This window comes from Dehalococcoidia bacterium, assembly GCA_040902535.1.
GTDB lineage: Bacteria > Chloroflexota > Dehalococcoidia > DSTF01 > JACRBR01 > JBBDXD01.
Genome location: JBBDXD010000017.1, coordinates 34,425 through 49,047, shown reverse-complemented (window position 1 = coordinate 49,047; position 14,623 = coordinate 34,425). Strand labels below are relative to the sequence as shown.

The 14,623-nt window shown below is 66.4% G+C and carries 14 protein-coding genes; 9 read left to right on the top strand and 5 right to left on the bottom strand.

All coding sequences use genetic code 11. The features are described from left to right. Window positions 1-63 precede the first annotated feature (63 nt). From WEB52_08005 to WEB52_07995, 3 genes are all read left to right on the top strand, one after another. On the top strand, window positions 64-558 hold the full coding sequence (locus tag WEB52_08005) for a hypothetical protein (protein MEX2226376.1): 495 nt from the start codon (window positions 64-66) through the stop codon (window positions 556-558). Between the two features lie 40 nt (window positions 559-598). Further along, window positions 599-3,895 carry a carbamoyl-phosphate synthase large subunit gene (carB, locus tag WEB52_08000; protein MEX2226375.1) on the top strand — a complete coding sequence of 1,099 codons (3,297 nt, stop codon included), beginning with the start codon at window positions 599-601 and terminating at the stop codon, window positions 3,893-3,895. A 302-nt stretch (window positions 3,896-4,197) separates the two neighbouring features. Further along, complete coding sequence (locus tag WEB52_07995; protein ID MEX2226374.1) at window positions 4,198-5,013, top strand: dihydroorotate dehydrogenase electron transfer subunit; 816 nt, start codon at window positions 4,198-4,200, stop codon at window positions 5,011-5,013. Window positions 5,014-5,155: 142 nt separating this feature from the next. Here WEB52_07995 and WEB52_07990 read toward each other — a convergent pair whose 3' ends face one another. The 3 genes from WEB52_07990 to WEB52_07980 are packed head-to-tail and all read right to left on the bottom strand — an operon-like array spanning window position 5,156 to window position 6,968. Then, entirely contained in the window at window positions 5,156-5,530 is a 375-nt protein-coding gene (locus WEB52_07990) for a hypothetical protein (GenBank protein ID MEX2226373.1), read from the bottom strand. Between the two features lie 41 nt (window positions 5,531-5,571). Further along, window positions 5,572-6,591: an LLM class flavin-dependent oxidoreductase gene (locus tag WEB52_07985; GenBank protein ID MEX2226372.1), complete on the bottom strand. Its 1,020-nt coding sequence runs from the start codon at window positions 6,589-6,591 to the stop codon at window positions 5,572-5,574. An 8-nt stretch (window positions 6,592-6,599) separates the two neighbouring features. Further along, entirely contained in the window at window positions 6,600-6,968 is a 369-nt protein-coding gene (locus WEB52_07980; GenBank protein MEX2226371.1) for a nuclear transport factor 2 family protein, read from the bottom strand. Window positions 6,969-7,120: 152 nt separating this feature from the next. On the opposite strand from WEB52_07980, the gene WEB52_07975 reads away from it, so the two are divergent. The 5 genes from WEB52_07975 to WEB52_07955 all read left to right on the top strand — a co-directional run bounded on the left by WEB52_07975 (window position 7,121) and on the right by WEB52_07955 (window position 11,456). Next, window positions 7,121-8,215, top strand: coding sequence for a zinc-binding dehydrogenase (locus tag WEB52_07975; protein ID MEX2226370.1), 1,095 nt, complete (start codon window positions 7,121-7,123; stop codon window positions 8,213-8,215). A gap of 20 nt (window positions 8,216-8,235) precedes the next feature. Next, on the top strand, window positions 8,236-9,324 hold the full coding sequence (locus WEB52_07970; GenBank protein MEX2226369.1) for an LLM class flavin-dependent oxidoreductase: 1,089 nt from the start codon (window positions 8,236-8,238) through the stop codon (window positions 9,322-9,324). 99 nt (window positions 9,325-9,423) lie between these two features. After that, window positions 9,424-9,879 (top strand): PaaI family thioesterase, encoded by a 456-nt coding sequence (locus WEB52_07965; protein MEX2226368.1) that lies wholly within the window; start codon window positions 9,424-9,426, stop codon window positions 9,877-9,879. Between the two features lie 333 nt (window positions 9,880-10,212). Continuing rightward, on the top strand, window positions 10,213-10,728 hold the full coding sequence (locus tag WEB52_07960) for a 4Fe-4S binding protein (protein MEX2226367.1): 516 nt from the start codon (window positions 10,213-10,215) through the stop codon (window positions 10,726-10,728). 104 nt (window positions 10,729-10,832) lie between these two features. Next, a complete protein-coding gene (locus WEB52_07955) occupies window positions 10,833-11,456 on the top strand; it encodes a hypothetical protein (protein MEX2226366.1) in 624 nt (207 codons plus the stop codon). A 121-nt stretch (window positions 11,457-11,577) separates the two neighbouring features. Here WEB52_07955 and WEB52_07950 read toward each other — a convergent pair whose 3' ends face one another. Together WEB52_07950 and WEB52_07945 are read right to left on the bottom strand one after the other, a co-directional pair. After that, the gene (locus WEB52_07950) at window positions 11,578-12,693 is read right to left on the bottom strand and encodes a zinc-binding dehydrogenase (protein ID MEX2226365.1); all 1,116 of its coding nucleotides are present in this window, start codon (window positions 12,691-12,693) and stop codon (window positions 11,578-11,580) included. Between the two features lie 71 nt (window positions 12,694-12,764). Beyond that, the gene (locus WEB52_07945; GenBank protein ID MEX2226364.1) at window positions 12,765-12,995 is read right to left on the bottom strand and encodes a hypothetical protein; all 231 of its coding nucleotides are present in this window, start codon (window positions 12,993-12,995) and stop codon (window positions 12,765-12,767) included. Window positions 12,996-13,333: 338 nt separating this feature from the next. On the opposite strand from WEB52_07945, the gene WEB52_07940 reads away from it, so the two are divergent. Next, window positions 13,334-14,617 (top strand): MFS transporter, encoded by a 1,284-nt coding sequence (locus WEB52_07940; GenBank protein MEX2226363.1) that lies wholly within the window; start codon window positions 13,334-13,336, stop codon window positions 14,615-14,617. Window positions 14,618-14,623 lie beyond the last annotated feature (6 nt).

The following is a 14,623-nucleotide window of genomic DNA, read 5'->3' as shown; positions in this document are numbered from 1 at the left end:
CGGGCTTTCAGCCCGCGCCACGGGGCAAGATCGCAAGCCGGACGGACGGCTTGTTGGGAACGCATGAACACTGACATCAATCTCGATGTGGTGATGAAGAGCATCGACGTGTACGGACGGCTGGCGTACGGCGGTCAGTGCGTTGCGGCGATGGCGATGCTCGCAGGGCCAGTGTTGTTCGTCACGTGCGCGATCCTGCCGTTCTACCTGTGGAACGATAACCGCTTCGAGGCGCTGCTGTACTGGCTTGGCGGCTGGGCTGTAGCGATCGGTGTGGCGGTGGGGGGCGCGGCGTTCGGGGCGTTCTGCTGGCGCTGGTCGGGCGACTGGATCACGGAGTGGCCGGGGTACGCTGTGGGATTCGGCATCGCAGGCGTCGCCAATGCGGCGCTCGCATACATGCTGACATCGACGCCTATCCCGGCATACCTGTCATTCGCGACGGCGATGGGCGCATCGTTTGCGGCGGGCGCGCTGATCGCGGGGCATCTCGGCGGGATGCAAGTGCTCGCGGAGACGCGGCAGCAACGCCAGCGCACGCTCGCGAGGCGGCGCTGATGCTCATTCTTACGCACGGAGTCCGGGAAGCCCGCCCAGAGTGAACAAACCATCCAAGGTCCTGATCATCGGCTCCGGTCCGATCGTGATCGGGCAGGCCGCGGAGTTCGACTACGCCGGCACGCAGGCCTGCAAGGCGATGCGCGAGGAAGGCGTGGCGTCGGTGCTGGTCAACTCCAATCCGGCGACGATCATGACGGACGAAGGCGTGGCCGACGTCGTGTACATCGAGCCGATCACGCTCGACGTCGTCACGCGGATTATCGAGCGCGAGCGCCCGGACGGCTTGCTGCCGACGCTCGGCGGGCAGACGGGCCTGAACATGGGTGTGGCGCTCCATGAGGCGGGCGTCCTCGACACGTACAACGTGCGCATGCTCGGCACGCCGCTCGAGGCGATACGGATGGCCGAGGATCGCGAGTTGTTCCGCCAGATGCTGGACCGCATCGGCGAGCCGACGCCGGAGTCCGTGATCGTGACGACGATCGACGAAGCGCGCGGTGCGCTCGATCGCATCGGGCTGCCTGCGGTGATCCGCCCCGCGTACACGCTGGGTGGCACCGGCGGCGGCATCGCGCACTCGCTGGAGGAGTACGAGCGGATCGTCGCGGGCGGGCTTGCGGCGAGTCCGATCACGCAGGTGCTCGTCGAACAGTCGCTGCTCGGCTGGAAGGAAGTCGAATACGAGGTGATGCGCGACGGCGCGGGCAATGTGATCACCGTGTGCAACATGGAGAACTTCGACCCGATGGGCGTACACACGGGCGACAGCATCGTCGTAGCGCCGAGCCAGACGCTGACCGACAAGGAGTACCAGATGCTCCGGACGGCGTCGCTGAAGATCATCTCGGCGCTCGGGATCGAAGGCGGATGCAACGTGCAGCTCGCGCTGGCGCCGAACCCGGAGACGACGCCGTGGGCGGTACCGGCGATGGATGCGTTGCCGCCGTACTACGTGATCGAGGTGAACCCGCGCGTGTCGCGCAGCTCGGCGCTGGCAAGCAAGGCGACGGGCTATCCGATCGCGCGCGTGGCTTCGAAGATCGCGATTGGCAAGACGCTCGACCAGATTCCGAACGCGGTGACGCAGAAGACGACGGCGGCCTTCGAGCCCGCGCTGGACTACGTGGTGGTGAAGATCCCGCGCTGGCCATTCGACAAGTTCCAGTTCGGAGACCGTTCGCTGGGCACGCAGATGAAGGCGACGGGGGAGGTGATGGCGATCGACCGGACGTTCGAGGGCGCGCTGCAGAAGGCGGTGCGTTCGCTGGAGGTGGGCGGCCGGTCGCTGATGTGGGAGGACCCGGGCTGGAAGGACAGTCATGGCGAGCGCCCGATGCACGCGACGGACGAGCGTCTATGGACCTTGATGGCAGCCATCCGCCGGGGCGCCGACCTGCTCGCGCTGTCGCGCCAGACCGGCATCGACATGTGGTTCCTGTCGAAACTGCAGAAGATCGTGGCGATGGAGAAGCGATTGCTCGCCGAGCCGATCACGCCGGCGCTGATGCTGGCGGCAAAGCGGATGGGATTTTCGGACAAGCAGATCGCGACGCTCGGCGACCGGTTGCCGGAGCAGGTGCGCGACTTGCGAGAACAGTGGGACATCCGGCCGGTATACAAGATGGTCGACACGTGCGCGGCGGAGTTCGACGCGGCGACGCCATACTTCTACAGCACGTACGAGCAGGAGAACGAGGCGCTACCGGAGCCCGGGAAGAAGGCGCTCGTCATCGGGAGCGGGCCGATACGCATCGGGCAGGGGATCGAGTTCGATTACTGCTCGGTACACGCGGCCTGGGCGCTCGACGAGGCGGGCTATACGTCGATCATGGCGAATTCGAACCCGGAGACGGTGTCGACGGACTTCGACACGAGCGACCGGCTGTACTTCGAGCCGCTCGACGAAGAGTCGGTGCGCGACATTCTGGAGAACGAAGCGGGCGAAGGATCGGAGGGCGGCGGCGATATGCCGCCGGTGATCGTGCAGTTTGGCGGACAGACGGCGATCAACCTGGCAGCGCCGCTGCACAACGCGGCGGCCCCGATCATCGGGTCGTCGTCGGAGACGATCGATCTGGCGGAGGATCGTCGACGCTTCGAGGGGTTCCTGAACGAGCTTGGCATTCCGCAGCCGCCGGGGGCGGCCGTGCTGCTCGTCGAGGACGCGATCAAGACGGCGGAGGCGCTCGGTTATCCGGTGCTGGTGCGCCCGAGCTACGTGCTCGGCGGGCGGGCGATGGAGATCGCGCAGAACCCGACGGAATTGGTGCGGTTCGTGCAGCACGCCGCGGAGGCGGCGGAGGGCAAGCCGATCCTGATCGACAAGTACCTCGAAGGCAAAGAGGTCGAAGTGGACGGCATCTGCGACGGCGAGCGCGTGCTGATCCCGGGCATCATGGAGCACATCGAGCGGGCGGGGGTGCATTCGGGTGACTCGATGGCGGTGTATCCGGGTGTACACCTGACGACCGAGGAAGTCGATACGATCGTCGACTACACGACGCGCATTGGGCTGGCGCTGGATGTGCGCGGGCTGATGAACGTGCAGTACGTGATCATGCCTTCGGACGATCTGTCGCGGTCGGGGGCTTCGGATATCTACGTGCTGGAGGTGAACCCGCGCGGTTCGCGCACAGTGCCGTTCCTCTCGAAGGTGACCGGCGTGCCGATGGTGCAGGCGGCGGTGAACGTCATGCTGGGGAAGTCGCTGGCGGAGCAAGGATACGAGGGCGGTCTCTGGCCGCGGCAGCATCTGGTGGCGGTGAAGGCGCCTGTGTTCTCGATGTCGAAACTGATCGGCGTCGACACGTACCTGGGGCCGGAGATGAAGTCCACGGGCGAAGTGATGGGCATCGACGACAACTTTCCGTCGGCATTGCTGAAGGCGCTGATGTCGGCAGACCTGGCGTTGAAGCCGGGCGGGGTGCTGATTTCGGTCGCCGACCGGCAGAAAGCGGAGATGCTGCCGCTGGTCCACCAACTGCACGATGCGGGCTTTCGTTTGTACGCGACGGAGGGCACGGCGACGATGATCCGCGCGCTGGGGTTGGCCGTCGAGCAGGTGACGAAGCGTTTGAACGAAGGCCACCCGAACGTCGTGGACGTGATCAACGACGGCTCGGTGACGTGCGTGATCAACACACCGGAAGGGCGGTTTACGGGCACGTTGCGTGACGGCTTCTATATCCGGCGGGCGGCGAGCGAGAAGCGCATACCGTGCTTCACAAGCATCGATACGGCGCGCGCGGCGGTCGAGGCGCTGGTGGCGAGCCAGCAGCGGGACGGTGCGACGGCGTACCAGGTGAAGCCGTTTCCGGAGTACCGGTCGGTGTGAGGGGACCTCACCCCCGGCCCCTCTCCGTCTAGCGGAGAGGGGCGCTCGAGGGGTGCGCGATGGTGGTGGTGCGGCATGATTGATGGTTGTGCGGGTGATTGGCGCAGGCTGAGAGCCCGCGCTCAGGTGGAGTGGGACGCTGGTTTGTGATTGGCGGGCGTGAGAACCTCACCCCCGGCCCCTCTCCGTCTAGCGGAGAGGGGCGCTCGAGGGGTGCGCGGATGGTGGTGGTGCGGCATGATTGATGGTTGTGCGGGTGATGCGCGCGGGCTGAAAGCCCGCGCTCGTGTTGTGGTAGTGCGTTGAACATTGGTTACGCAGAGGTTGTGTCGAACGAGCGGTTGTACGGCGAGACGTACATCACGTGGTTTCGCGCGCCGGAGCTGGCGCACGGCGCGTACGCGGGTCAGTTCTTGATGCTGCGCTGCTCAGACGATGCGGCGTACGCCGACGGCGGTTTGGGGCGCGCCGACGATCCGTTGCTGCCGCGGCCGATGAGTTATCACCGCGTGCGGCAGGCGGCGGATGGAGTCGAGTGGTCGATCCTGTACGACGTGGTGGGGCGGGGCACGGCGTGGCTGGCGCGTCGCAAGCCCGGTGAACGCGTGTACTGCTGGGGGCCGCTCGGGGTCGGCTACGAGATCGATCGAGCGGCGCATAACGTGCTGCTCGTCGCGGGCGGCATCGGGGTCGCGCCGCTGGTGTGGCTCGCGGAGGACGCGGTCGCGGCGGGCAAGAGCGTGACGATGGTGATCGGCGGCCGTTCTGCCGAGCATGTGTTTCCGTCGCGGCTGTTGCCGCGTGAAGTGGAGGTCGTCGTGACGACCGATGACGGTTCGGCGGGGCGCAAGGGCCTGGCGACCGAGGCCTTCGGCGAGTTGCTGGAGTGGTGCGACCAGGCGTTCGCCTGCGGACCGACGCCGATGTTCCGGTCGATGGCCGATGTGGCACGCAAGTCGCGCGTACGGCGCCCGGTACAGGTGCTGCTCGAGGAGCGCATGGGCTGCGGCACGGGCATCTGCTACGGCTGCGCCGTCGAAGTGCGGCGGCGCGGTGGCCGCGCAATGAAGCTCGTGTGCAAGGACGGGCCGCGATTTGATGTGCGGGACGTGTACTGACGGCGACAACAGACAACAGACGCCAAATACAGTCCTTCACCGAATAGTGCTGACCGACTCCCGCGCGCGACGCGAGAAGGATGCGCCCATCGCGCCAGCGGAGTGGCAAACGGGCGGCGCACTCCCGGCGAAAATGGTTGGCCTATTCTTCGATGAACCCGAGGTCCTCACCGCTTTCAAGCAGGGCTTGAGCGATGAGTTTTCCTCGCGAGGTCAGCTTGAATGAGGCCACGTCGCCTTCAGCCGGATCCCTCCCCAGTTGGTGCCACCGTCGAAGAATTTCCTGACGCGCCTGCTGAATTGATTCATTCCATGGTATGAATCCGCGACTTTCCACGTCACCGACTTCGATGAGTCCGCAAGACATCAAAAGCTGTATGTCGTCCAGAACGTGCTCGCGGATGTCCGCGGGGAGAGGGGTGGATTTCTCAGCCTCCTCAAGAAACACCCATAGACCGATCCAGTCGTCCAAGCCGTAAACCAAGACGCGTTTTACGCGGCCGTTGAACTGCTTCATTCGAGATGCATCCTCTGGATGGCGTTACTGGAGGTTCGTCCCTACGACCTGGACGTGGCGCCGAAGGTTTCACGGATGAGGCCGTAGTTTTCGCGGACGCGGTCGGGTTTTGTGCCGAAGGTCGGCGGGTAGAGGAGCGCGTGGTCGAGAAGGCCTTCGTAGCGGGCGAGTTGCGCGCGGCATGAGCCGGGCGTGCCGGTGACGGCGATGGCGTCCACCATGTCGTCGGAGACGGCGCCGGTCATCGCGGCCACGTCGAACTTCTTGAATGCATCGCGGATCGTCTGCCCCTGCGCCTCCCAGCCGTGCAGATCCATGATCCCCTTGTAGGTGAGCGCGGTCGCATAGAACGCGATCTGGCGGCGCGCTTCGTCGCGCGCCATCGCTTCATCTTCGGCGACCGACGTGATCACGTAGCCAGCGACGTCGAACGTCGACGCGTCGCGATCGGAACGGCGGAGGCCTTCGGCGATCGCGGGCCGCACGGTTTCGGCGAGATAGCGGCGCGAGTACAGTGGATGGCCGACGAGGCCGTCGGCGACTTCGCCGGCGGTGCGCACCATGATGCGGTTGACGCCGGCGAGGTAGACGGGGATGCGGTCGCGGACGCGGCCCGGTCGTCCGAAAAGATCGATGGCGATGTTGTAGAAGCGGCCATCGAACTTGAGCGGGCGGTTGCCCTGCGCCGACCAGAGCGTCCGGAGGAGGCGCACGACTTCGGCGGCTTTGGGCGCGGGCGACTCGAACGTCAGGCCATACCACGATTCCTGCATGCGTTTCGTGCCGGTGCCGAGACCGAGGATGATGCGGCCGCCGGTGATCTCGTCGAGGTCGGCGGCCGCGGCGGCGGTCATCACGGGCGATCGCGCGAACGCGTACGCGATGCCGCTCGCGACGCTGATGCGCGACGTGGCCTGTCCGACCATGGCCATGCGGACGAAGGCGTCGCGGTTGTAGAAGTCCGTGAGCCAGACGGCATCGAAGCCTGCTTCTTCGGCGAGGCGCGCCTCTTCGACGAGGTCGGCGACGCTGTCCTGAATCAGCACGACCGAGCGTCGCATGACGTGTATTACGCCTTCGCCGGCGGGGCGCCCCAGAAGCCAACGATCCGCGCGAGCCGTCCGTCCTCGGCGAGCTCGCCGACATCGATGCCTTCGATGGCCGTCTTACCATCGGCCTGCACGAAGTTCCATGCGAAACGCACCTGGTTGTGGTGTTGATCGATGCCGCTCGCGACGTCGATGCGGCCGCCGGGCGCCTGGGCGTGGAAGCCGGCGATGATCTGCGCGAGGGCATCGCGGCCGCGGCCTTCGGCGGCGGGATCGACGTAGAGGCCGTCTTCGGCCCACGCTTGTTCGATGAGGGCCCGGCGTTTGGCGTCGTCCGTCTCACTCCACGCGGCGATGTAGGCGGCGACGGTTTCGGGGACGGATGCCATGGTTGACTCCTTCGCTTCGTCCGCACGGCATCGTACGCCGGTTGCGGCGTATGGCACAGCCCGATGGCAGGCACGGCTAGACGGAATGGGCATCAGGCTGTATAGCGGACGTGCGGCGCCGATGGGTTCGGTCGCAGCGAACTGAGGAGTGCATGACAGCGACAGCACGGGCGATGGTGCAGTACGCGCCGCGCGATCTGCGGGTGGCGGAGTTTCCGTTGCCGGCGATCGGCGCGGAGGACGCGTTGCTGCGCGTCGAGGCGTGCGGCATCTGCGGCAGCGACTACGAGCAGTTCGAGGGCGCGCTGCCGGTGCCGATGCCGGTGATCCCGGGGCACGAGCCAGTAGGCATCATCGAAGAGATCGGCGACGAGGCGAGCCGGCGCTGGCGCGTGAAGCGGGGGGATCGCGTGGCGGTGGAGACGCTGCTGCCGTGCGGCTATTGCCTGGAGTGCGTGCAGGGGCGGTATCGCCTGTGCCGGGGCACCGGGGCGATGTCGGCGTACGGGTACAAGCCGGTCGCGGTGCCGCCGTCTCTGTGGGGCGGGTACGCCCAGTACATGTACCTCGATCCTCACTCGCTGGTGCATCGCATGTCACAAGACCTCGCGCCGGAAATCGCGGTGCTGTTCAACCCGCTCGGGGCGGGCTTTCGCTGGGCCGTCGACATGCCGCGGCTGCGCGTCGGCGAGACGATCGTGGTGCTGGGGCCGGGGCAGCGGGGGTTGGCGTGCGTTATCGCCGCACGCGAGGCGGGGGCGGGCTGCATCATCGTCACGGGGTTGTCGCGCGACGAGCGTAAACTCGAGCTGGCGCGCGAGTTCGGCGCGCACCATGCGATCGATGTCGAGCGCGAGAACGTCGTGGCGCGCGTGCGCGAGATCACGGGGGGCGGAATGGCTGACGTTGTCGTCGACGTGACGGCGTACGCTGTCGAAGCGGTGACGCAGGCGATCGACCTGGCGCGGCGGGGCGGGCGCGTGGTGCTTGGCGGGACGAAGGGGCCGACTCCAGTGCCGAACTTCATCAGCGACAAGATCGTCGGGAAAGAGCTGACGTTGCAGGGCGCGTTCGGCGTCGACTGGCCGGCGTACGAGGCGGCGGCGCGACTGATCGAGTCGGGGAAGTACCCGCTCGAACGGATGCACACGCACACGTTGCCGCTGGCGGAGGCGGAGCATGGACTCGCGCTGCTCGCGGGGACGGTGGCGGGCGAGCAGGCGATCCACGTCGCGTTGATCCCGTGAACGGATCGGAGAACTGATCGATGAAGTTCGGACTGTTGTACGAGATCGAGAAGACACAACCGTGGGGCGAGCGCGGGCAGCAGGGCGTGTTCGCCGAGGCGCTCGAACAGATCAAGCTGGCGGAGGAGGTGGGATTCGACTGCGTGTGGTGCGTCGAGCATCACTTTCTGGGGGAGTTTTCGCTGTCGTCGGCGCCTGAGGTGTTTCTGGCGGCGGTGAGCCAGCACACGTCGCGGATCAGGATCGGGCAGGGGGTGTGCTTGCTGCCGTTCGGATACAACCATCCGATCCGCGCGGCAGAGCGCGCTGCGACGCTGGACATCGTGAGCAGCGGGCGGCTCGAATTCGGCACGGGGCGCTCGGCGACGGCGTACGAAATGCAGGCGTTCGGCGTCGACCCGGAGCGATCGCGCGACGAGTGGGACGAAGCGGTGCGGATGATCCCGAAGATGTGGACGCAGGACGAGTTCTCGTGGGACTCGCCGTTGATGAAGATCCCGCCGCGCAACGTGCAGCCGAAGCCGCTGCAGCAGCCGCACCCGCCGATGTGGATGGCGGGCACGCAGCCATCGTCGGCGTTCCTCGCGGCGGAGCGCGGGCTGGGGTTCCTGCACTTCAGCTATACGGATCCGGTGGCGCTGAACGAGAAGATCGACAGGTACCATGAAGGCATCGCGAAGTGCGAGCCTGTGGGTGCGTTCGTCAATGACCGGTTCGCCGGCTTCACGCTCATGCACTGCGGCCGCGACGACCGCGACGCGTTGGAGACGGGCGGGCCGGGCGCGGAGTGGTACGTGCGCGCGACGAACCAGCTCTACGCGTTGTGGGCGCAATCGGGATCGGAATCGTATCGCTGGTACGGGGAGCAGTTCGAGCAGGGCGCGGGGCAGGACGTCGACATCGCGCGGATGGCGGACGACGGGGTGCTGTGCATCGGCGGACCGGAGAAATGCGCGCAGATCGCGCGGCACTACGCGGCGCAGGGCATCGACCAGCTGATCGTGCTCGTGCAGGCGGGCGGCACGTCGCACGACGCGATCATGGAGTCGCTGCGACGGTTCGGCGAGCACGTGATACCGCAGTTCAGCGCGTCGGCGGCCGCGACGTGAGCAGCGGGCACGGGCGCACGGGGGTTATCCGCAGATGGAACAGATGGAACAGATGGGTTTGATGTTGCTCGATCCTCGCACGTGCACGGAGGGACGATCGTGACGACGGACGCCGCCAACGCGAACAACGAGCGCATGTCGAAGGTGATCGCGCTGACTCCGTTCATGAAGCACCTGGGCATGGAATTCGTCGACGCGGGCGAGGGCTGGGCGCGGCTCAAGATGCATTACCAGGACGAAAACAGCACGGCGGCGAAGGCGCTGCACGGCGGCGCGATCTCGTCGCTGATCGATACGACGGGCGCGATGGCGGCGTGGACGACGGCGGAGATCGCGACGCCGAAGTACTTCGGCTCGACGGTGGGGATCAACGTCAACTACCTGGCCGGCGCGATCGGCGAGGATATCTTCGCGGAGGGGCGCGTGCTGAAGCGCGGCAAGGAGATCATCTACTCGGACGTGCGTGTGACGAACGGCGCGGGGAAGTTGTTGGCGCAGGGGACGGTGGTGTACCGGATTGTCGAACGGGAGGAACGTGGCGGGCGGCCGGGCTGACGGCAGGCTTGCATGCCCAAAATTCGGGGGCATCAGATTCGGCGTCTTGCCCGTGCTTTGGGGCGGCACCTATACTCGATGGAGGTGATTTGAGAAGCGATAGCTTCGAAAATCGGGCGCTGGCGCACCTCGGACGCAGCTAAAGCTACGTCCCTACGATCGGCGTTATGACGCTTGGGACGCCGTAAGAGGTGCGTCCCTACGATCGGCGGATGGCGCCTGGCGCCATCAGAGTTGCGTCCGTACGATCGGCGAGTGATGTTCGGCGCCGCGCGAGGCGACGGGTCGCGTTGAGGACGGTTGACGGCGCCCGGGGCGCCAAAGGAGCAGCGAGTGTCCTACACGATCATCGATACGTGCATCGGCTGTACGGCGTGTACGAAGCGCTGTCCGACGGACGCGATCACGGGCACGCGCAACGTCGTACACGTCATCGACCCGACGCTGTGCATCGACTGCGGCGCGTGCGGCGTGGTGTGCCCGCCGGAGGCGATCCTTGACACGGTGGGCGATGTCTGCCGGACGTTCCCGCGCAAGGAATGGCCGAAGGCGATCGTCGTCGAGGACAACTGTATCGGCAGCGGCTGCGAGCTGTGCATCCAGATCTGCCCGTTCGACGCGCTGAGCCTGGGCGATACGGACCGCCTGGTGGGCGACTTCTTCGGGGTGGCCGTGCTGAACGAGAAGAAGTGCACGGGTTGCCGCCTGTGCGAAGATGCGTGCGGCTGGGGCGCCATCTACATCGACCCGCCGCGCGAGTTGCTGAAGAAGCGGGCGTATCCGGGCGAGGAAGAAGAGGCGGAAGAGAAGCGCCTCGTCGGCGCGGCCGCGGCGGCGCTGCCGGAGTAGGGCGAAGCTTAAAGCGCACCGAACTGGAGCCCCTCGGACGAGGGGCTTCGTCTATAATCCTGCGGGCGCCGGGACGGCAGCTAGCAGATGCTCGGGAAGAAGCGATGCGACTAACGATGATGCTCGCGGGTGCGATGCTCGCAGTGATGGCGGCGGCATGTAACGGCGACGGGACGGAGACCACCGTCCGCACGCCATCGGCGGATGACCCCGATACGGTAGCGACGGGTATCCCGGAACTCGACAACACGCTGAACACGGCGCTACGGCTGGAGGCGATAGAGCTTGCGGGCTTGACGGGCTATCAGCACCTCGGCTGCGTCGAGGAGGCGGAGGACGCGCCTTCGCCGCCGGTCTGCCGCGAGAACGAGGACGTCGGGCAGGAAGTCGAGTCGTACCCGGTGCTCCAATGCGAACTGGTGTGGGTGCGGCCCGAGGTAATGAGTGATATCTACGCCGAGGCGCTGGGCGAGGAGCCACGCATCGTCGCGGTGTACAGGCCCACCAGCCGCGCGCTCGTGCTGGAGGCGGACTACGTGGCGGTGTTCGACACGAACACCGACGACTCCGAGGCGGGCGTCGCGCTTTGGATCAAGGATGGGCGGGTGATCCAGGTGGAGTACGACTGCAACAACTTCGCTGGGCTGTACGCCGAGGACAAGGTCGAGCAGTTCGTGATCGCTCCCGGAGGCGGTGACGCGGGCGGCGAGTCGTCATCGGGCGAGTAGCGCGGCGGCCGGGTTCGCAGAGTCGTGTAGCGCGCGGGCCGGGTTCACCACGGAGGCACAGAGGCACAGAGTTTCTGAAAGATAGCGCGCGGGCTGAAAGCCCGCGCTCGTCTTTGGCGGCTTACATGGCGATAACGGCGCGATTGACCTTCGTCGTTTGGCCTTCCTTCGCCCATTCGCTGTTTTCGAAGGCGGTGTTGATGTCTTCGAGCTTGAACTTGTGCGAGACGACGTCGCCGTGCGGGTACTTCTCGCGCGTGCGGACGAGGAAGTCGAGCGCCTCGGGGATGACCCACGGGTCGTACATGATCACGCCCTGGATGCGCTTGGTGCCCCAGACGAGTTGCGACGGATCGATCTCGGCCGTGCGGCCGACGGAGATGTTGCCGATCTCGAGGTAGGTGCCGCCTTCGCGGAGCATCTGGATGCCCTCGGGCACGACCGCCGGTATGCCGACGAACTCCGCGACGATATCGGCGCCGCGGTTTTGCGTGAGTTGCTTGACCTTCGTGATGCGGTCCATTGGCGTCGGGTGGTCGTTGATGTCGATGACGGCATCGGCGCCGAAACGCATGGCGAGTTCGAGGCGGTTCGGGATGCCATCGATGGCGATGACCGCGTCGGCGCCCATTTCCTTCGCGACGGCGATGGCGTTGAGGCCGAGGCCGCCGGCGCCCTGCACGACGAGCGTATCGCCGTAGCGCAAGCCGGCCTTCGAGAGGCCGTACGTCACCTGTGAGAGCGCACAGTTCACGGGCGTGGCCATCTCGTCGGTGACTTCGTCCGGGACCTTGAAGATCCAGCCGCCGGGCTTGAGGTAGTAGTACTCGCCGTAGGCGCCGCTGAACTTGCTGACGGGGCTGGGGCCCATGGTGAGCAGCTTGTTCGGGCAGGCGGCGAACTCGGCGCGGTTGCACTGGTAGCAGCGGTTGCACGGGTAGAAGTACGCGTAGGCGACGCGATCGCCTTCCTTGAGCGGGCGGCCGAGCGAGTCGGTCTTGACGTCGGCGCCGAGGGTGTGGACGCGGCCGGTCATCTCGTGGCCGGCGACGTTGCCGGCCATCATGGCGAAGATGGGTGAGTCGCCGCGCCAGATGTGCAGGTCGGAGCCGCAGATGCCGCCCATGGCGACCTTGATGACGATGCCGCCGGGCTCGGGCGTCGGGATGTCGAACTCCTGGATCTCGTAGCCCTTGCCGGGGCCGAGGAAGACTGCGGCTTTGCCTGTGGCGGCCATGGTGGCTGCTCCTTCTTGTTACTTGATGCGCCGATCGGCGGAGTTTGATGATAGCCGCGGTGGGCGGACGATCAAATCTTGATTGTTTGCATTTTTTGTCTGCGCATCGGGACGATCGGAAGCTGAACTTGATTGTCCGGTTTGATTGAGTGCGTTGCGTGGGGGTTTTCCACAGATGGGCGCAGATTGGCACAGATGGATGAGGGGTGGGTTGCCACAGATGGGCACAGATTGATGACGGCGCGTGGACGGGGTTTGTCACAGATGGACGCAGATGGATGGCGGCGCACGGCGTTGGTCATGGGGAGATGGTACGCCGGTCGCGGTCTGCATCGACGGTGTTGATGTCACTCGCGGGCACCTGTGCGATGCGCCGGGTTTGCGGTTCTCGTCGCGAGCTGATTCGTCTTGACTTCGGCGGGCGGCTGTCGTTGGATGGAGCACGGACGTCGCGCGGCGGTCGCGCGAGCCAAGGACGGAAAGGAGGTAAGCGCGATGCGTTGCTTGGTCTCATCGAGCACTCGAACGCGCTTGCCTGCCGGGCCGTCCGCACGGAGAGACTGAGACGTAGTCCGCTGCGTCGGAGCACCTGAGCCACGGGCAAGCGACCGTGGCTTTTGCATTTGCATCGAGGTGCCCGATGAGGTTTCTGCGCGACGCGCGCGTATTTCCCGACGTTCTCTGGAAACGTGGTCCCTTCCGCAATCTCTGGGCGGCCAGCACGGTGTCGCACTTCGGCACGACGTTCGGCGCGCTCTCGCTGACGGCGCTGGTCTACCTCGACGCTTCGCCGCGCCAGATGGGGGTGCTGGCGGCGTCATCGAGCGTGCCGGTGCTGCTGGTCGCGATCCTCGCCGGCGTGTGGGTCGACCGGTTGCCGCGCATACCGGTGATGATCTTCGCAGATGCGGGGCGCTTCGCGGCGCTGATCTCGGTGCCGGTCGTCGCCGTGTCGGGCGAACTGCGCGTGGAGCAGCTCTACGCCGTAGCGTTCGTGACGGGTTGTCTGGGCGTGGCGTTCAGCGTGGCGTTTTCTTCGACCGTGCCGGACGTCGTGCCGAAGGAGCGCCTGGTCGACGCGAACAGCGCGCTGGGCATGAGCGATTCGGTCGCGGCGAGCGCCGGCCCGGCGATTGGCGGCGGGATCGTGCAGGCGGCGACGGCGCCGGTCGCGATGCTCGTCGACGCGCTGACGTTCCTGGTGTCGGGCGTGTTTCTCGCGCGGGTGCGGATCCCGGCAACGCGACCGGCGGTGAAGCGGCGGTCGGCGGTCGTGGAGGCGCTCGAGGGATTCCGGACGGCCGTCGAACAGCCGGTGCTGCGCGCGATCCTGGCGATGGTGGCGACGTACAGCTTCTTCAGCGGCTTCATCGTCACGCTGTACGGGCTGTGGGTGATCGACGGGCTTGGATTTTCGGCGCTGACGCTGGGACTGTTGCTGGCGGCGGGCGGCGCGGGGTCGATCTTCGGGGCGGCGCTCGCGTCACCGTTGGCGCGCGGGATGGGGCTCGGGCGCAGCATCACGACGACGTACGTGATGGCGGCCGGCCTGTCGTTCCTGACGCCGGTCGCCGGCGGGCCGGCCTGGCTCGCGCTGTCGATGCTGGCGTGCGAGCAGGGCATCGGCGACGTGCTGTGGTCGATCCACAACATCGAAGCGGTGAGCCTGCGGCAGACGGTGACGCCTGAGGAGCAGCTGGGGCGCGTGAACGCTGTGTTCCTGTTCGCCAGCCTGGGGCTGCGGCCGCTGGGTGCGCTGGTCGCGGGCGTGACGGCGGAGGCGGCCGGGTTGCGAGAGGGGTTGTTGATCTCGTGCGTGGGGATCAACGTCGCGGGGTTGTGGTTGGTGTTTTCGCCGTTGCGGCGGTTTAGGCAGGGGGTGGGTGGCGGCAGGCGAACGTGTCCAACGCGTCGCTGCGATTGAATACTC

Excerpts from the sequence above, each read along its gene's own strand:
- WEB52_08005 (MEX2226376.1), top strand. The coding sequence starts at position 64 with ATGAACACTGACATCAATCTCGATGTGGTGATGAAGAGCATCGACGTG.
- WEB52_07990 (MEX2226373.1), bottom strand. The coding sequence starts at position 5,530 with ATGAAGCAGTTCAACGGCCGCGTAAAACGCGTCTTGGTTTACGGCTTG.
- WEB52_07985 (MEX2226372.1), bottom strand. The coding sequence starts at position 6,591 with ATGCGACGCTCGGTCGTGCTGATTCAGGACAGCGTCGCCGACCTCGTC.
- WEB52_07980 (MEX2226371.1), bottom strand. The coding sequence starts at position 6,968 with ATGGCATCCGTCCCCGAAACCGTCGCCGCCTACATCGCCGCGTGGAGT.
- WEB52_07975 (MEX2226370.1), top strand. The coding sequence starts at position 7,121 with ATGACAGCGACAGCACGGGCGATGGTGCAGTACGCGCCGCGCGATCTG.
- WEB52_07970 (MEX2226369.1), top strand. The coding sequence starts at position 8,236 with ATGAAGTTCGGACTGTTGTACGAGATCGAGAAGACACAACCGTGGGGC.
- WEB52_07955 (MEX2226366.1), top strand. The coding sequence starts at position 10,833 with ATGCGACTAACGATGATGCTCGCGGGTGCGATGCTCGCAGTGATGGCG.
- WEB52_07950 (MEX2226365.1), bottom strand. The coding sequence starts at position 12,693 with ATGGCCGCCACAGGCAAAGCCGCAGTCTTCCTCGGCCCCGGCAAGGGC.
- WEB52_07945 (MEX2226364.1), bottom strand. The coding sequence starts at position 12,995 with ATGACCAACGCCGTGCGCCGCCATCCATCTGCGTCCATCTGTGACAAA.
- WEB52_07940 (MEX2226363.1), top strand. The coding sequence starts at position 13,334 with ATGAGGTTTCTGCGCGACGCGCGCGTATTTCCCGACGTTCTCTGGAAA.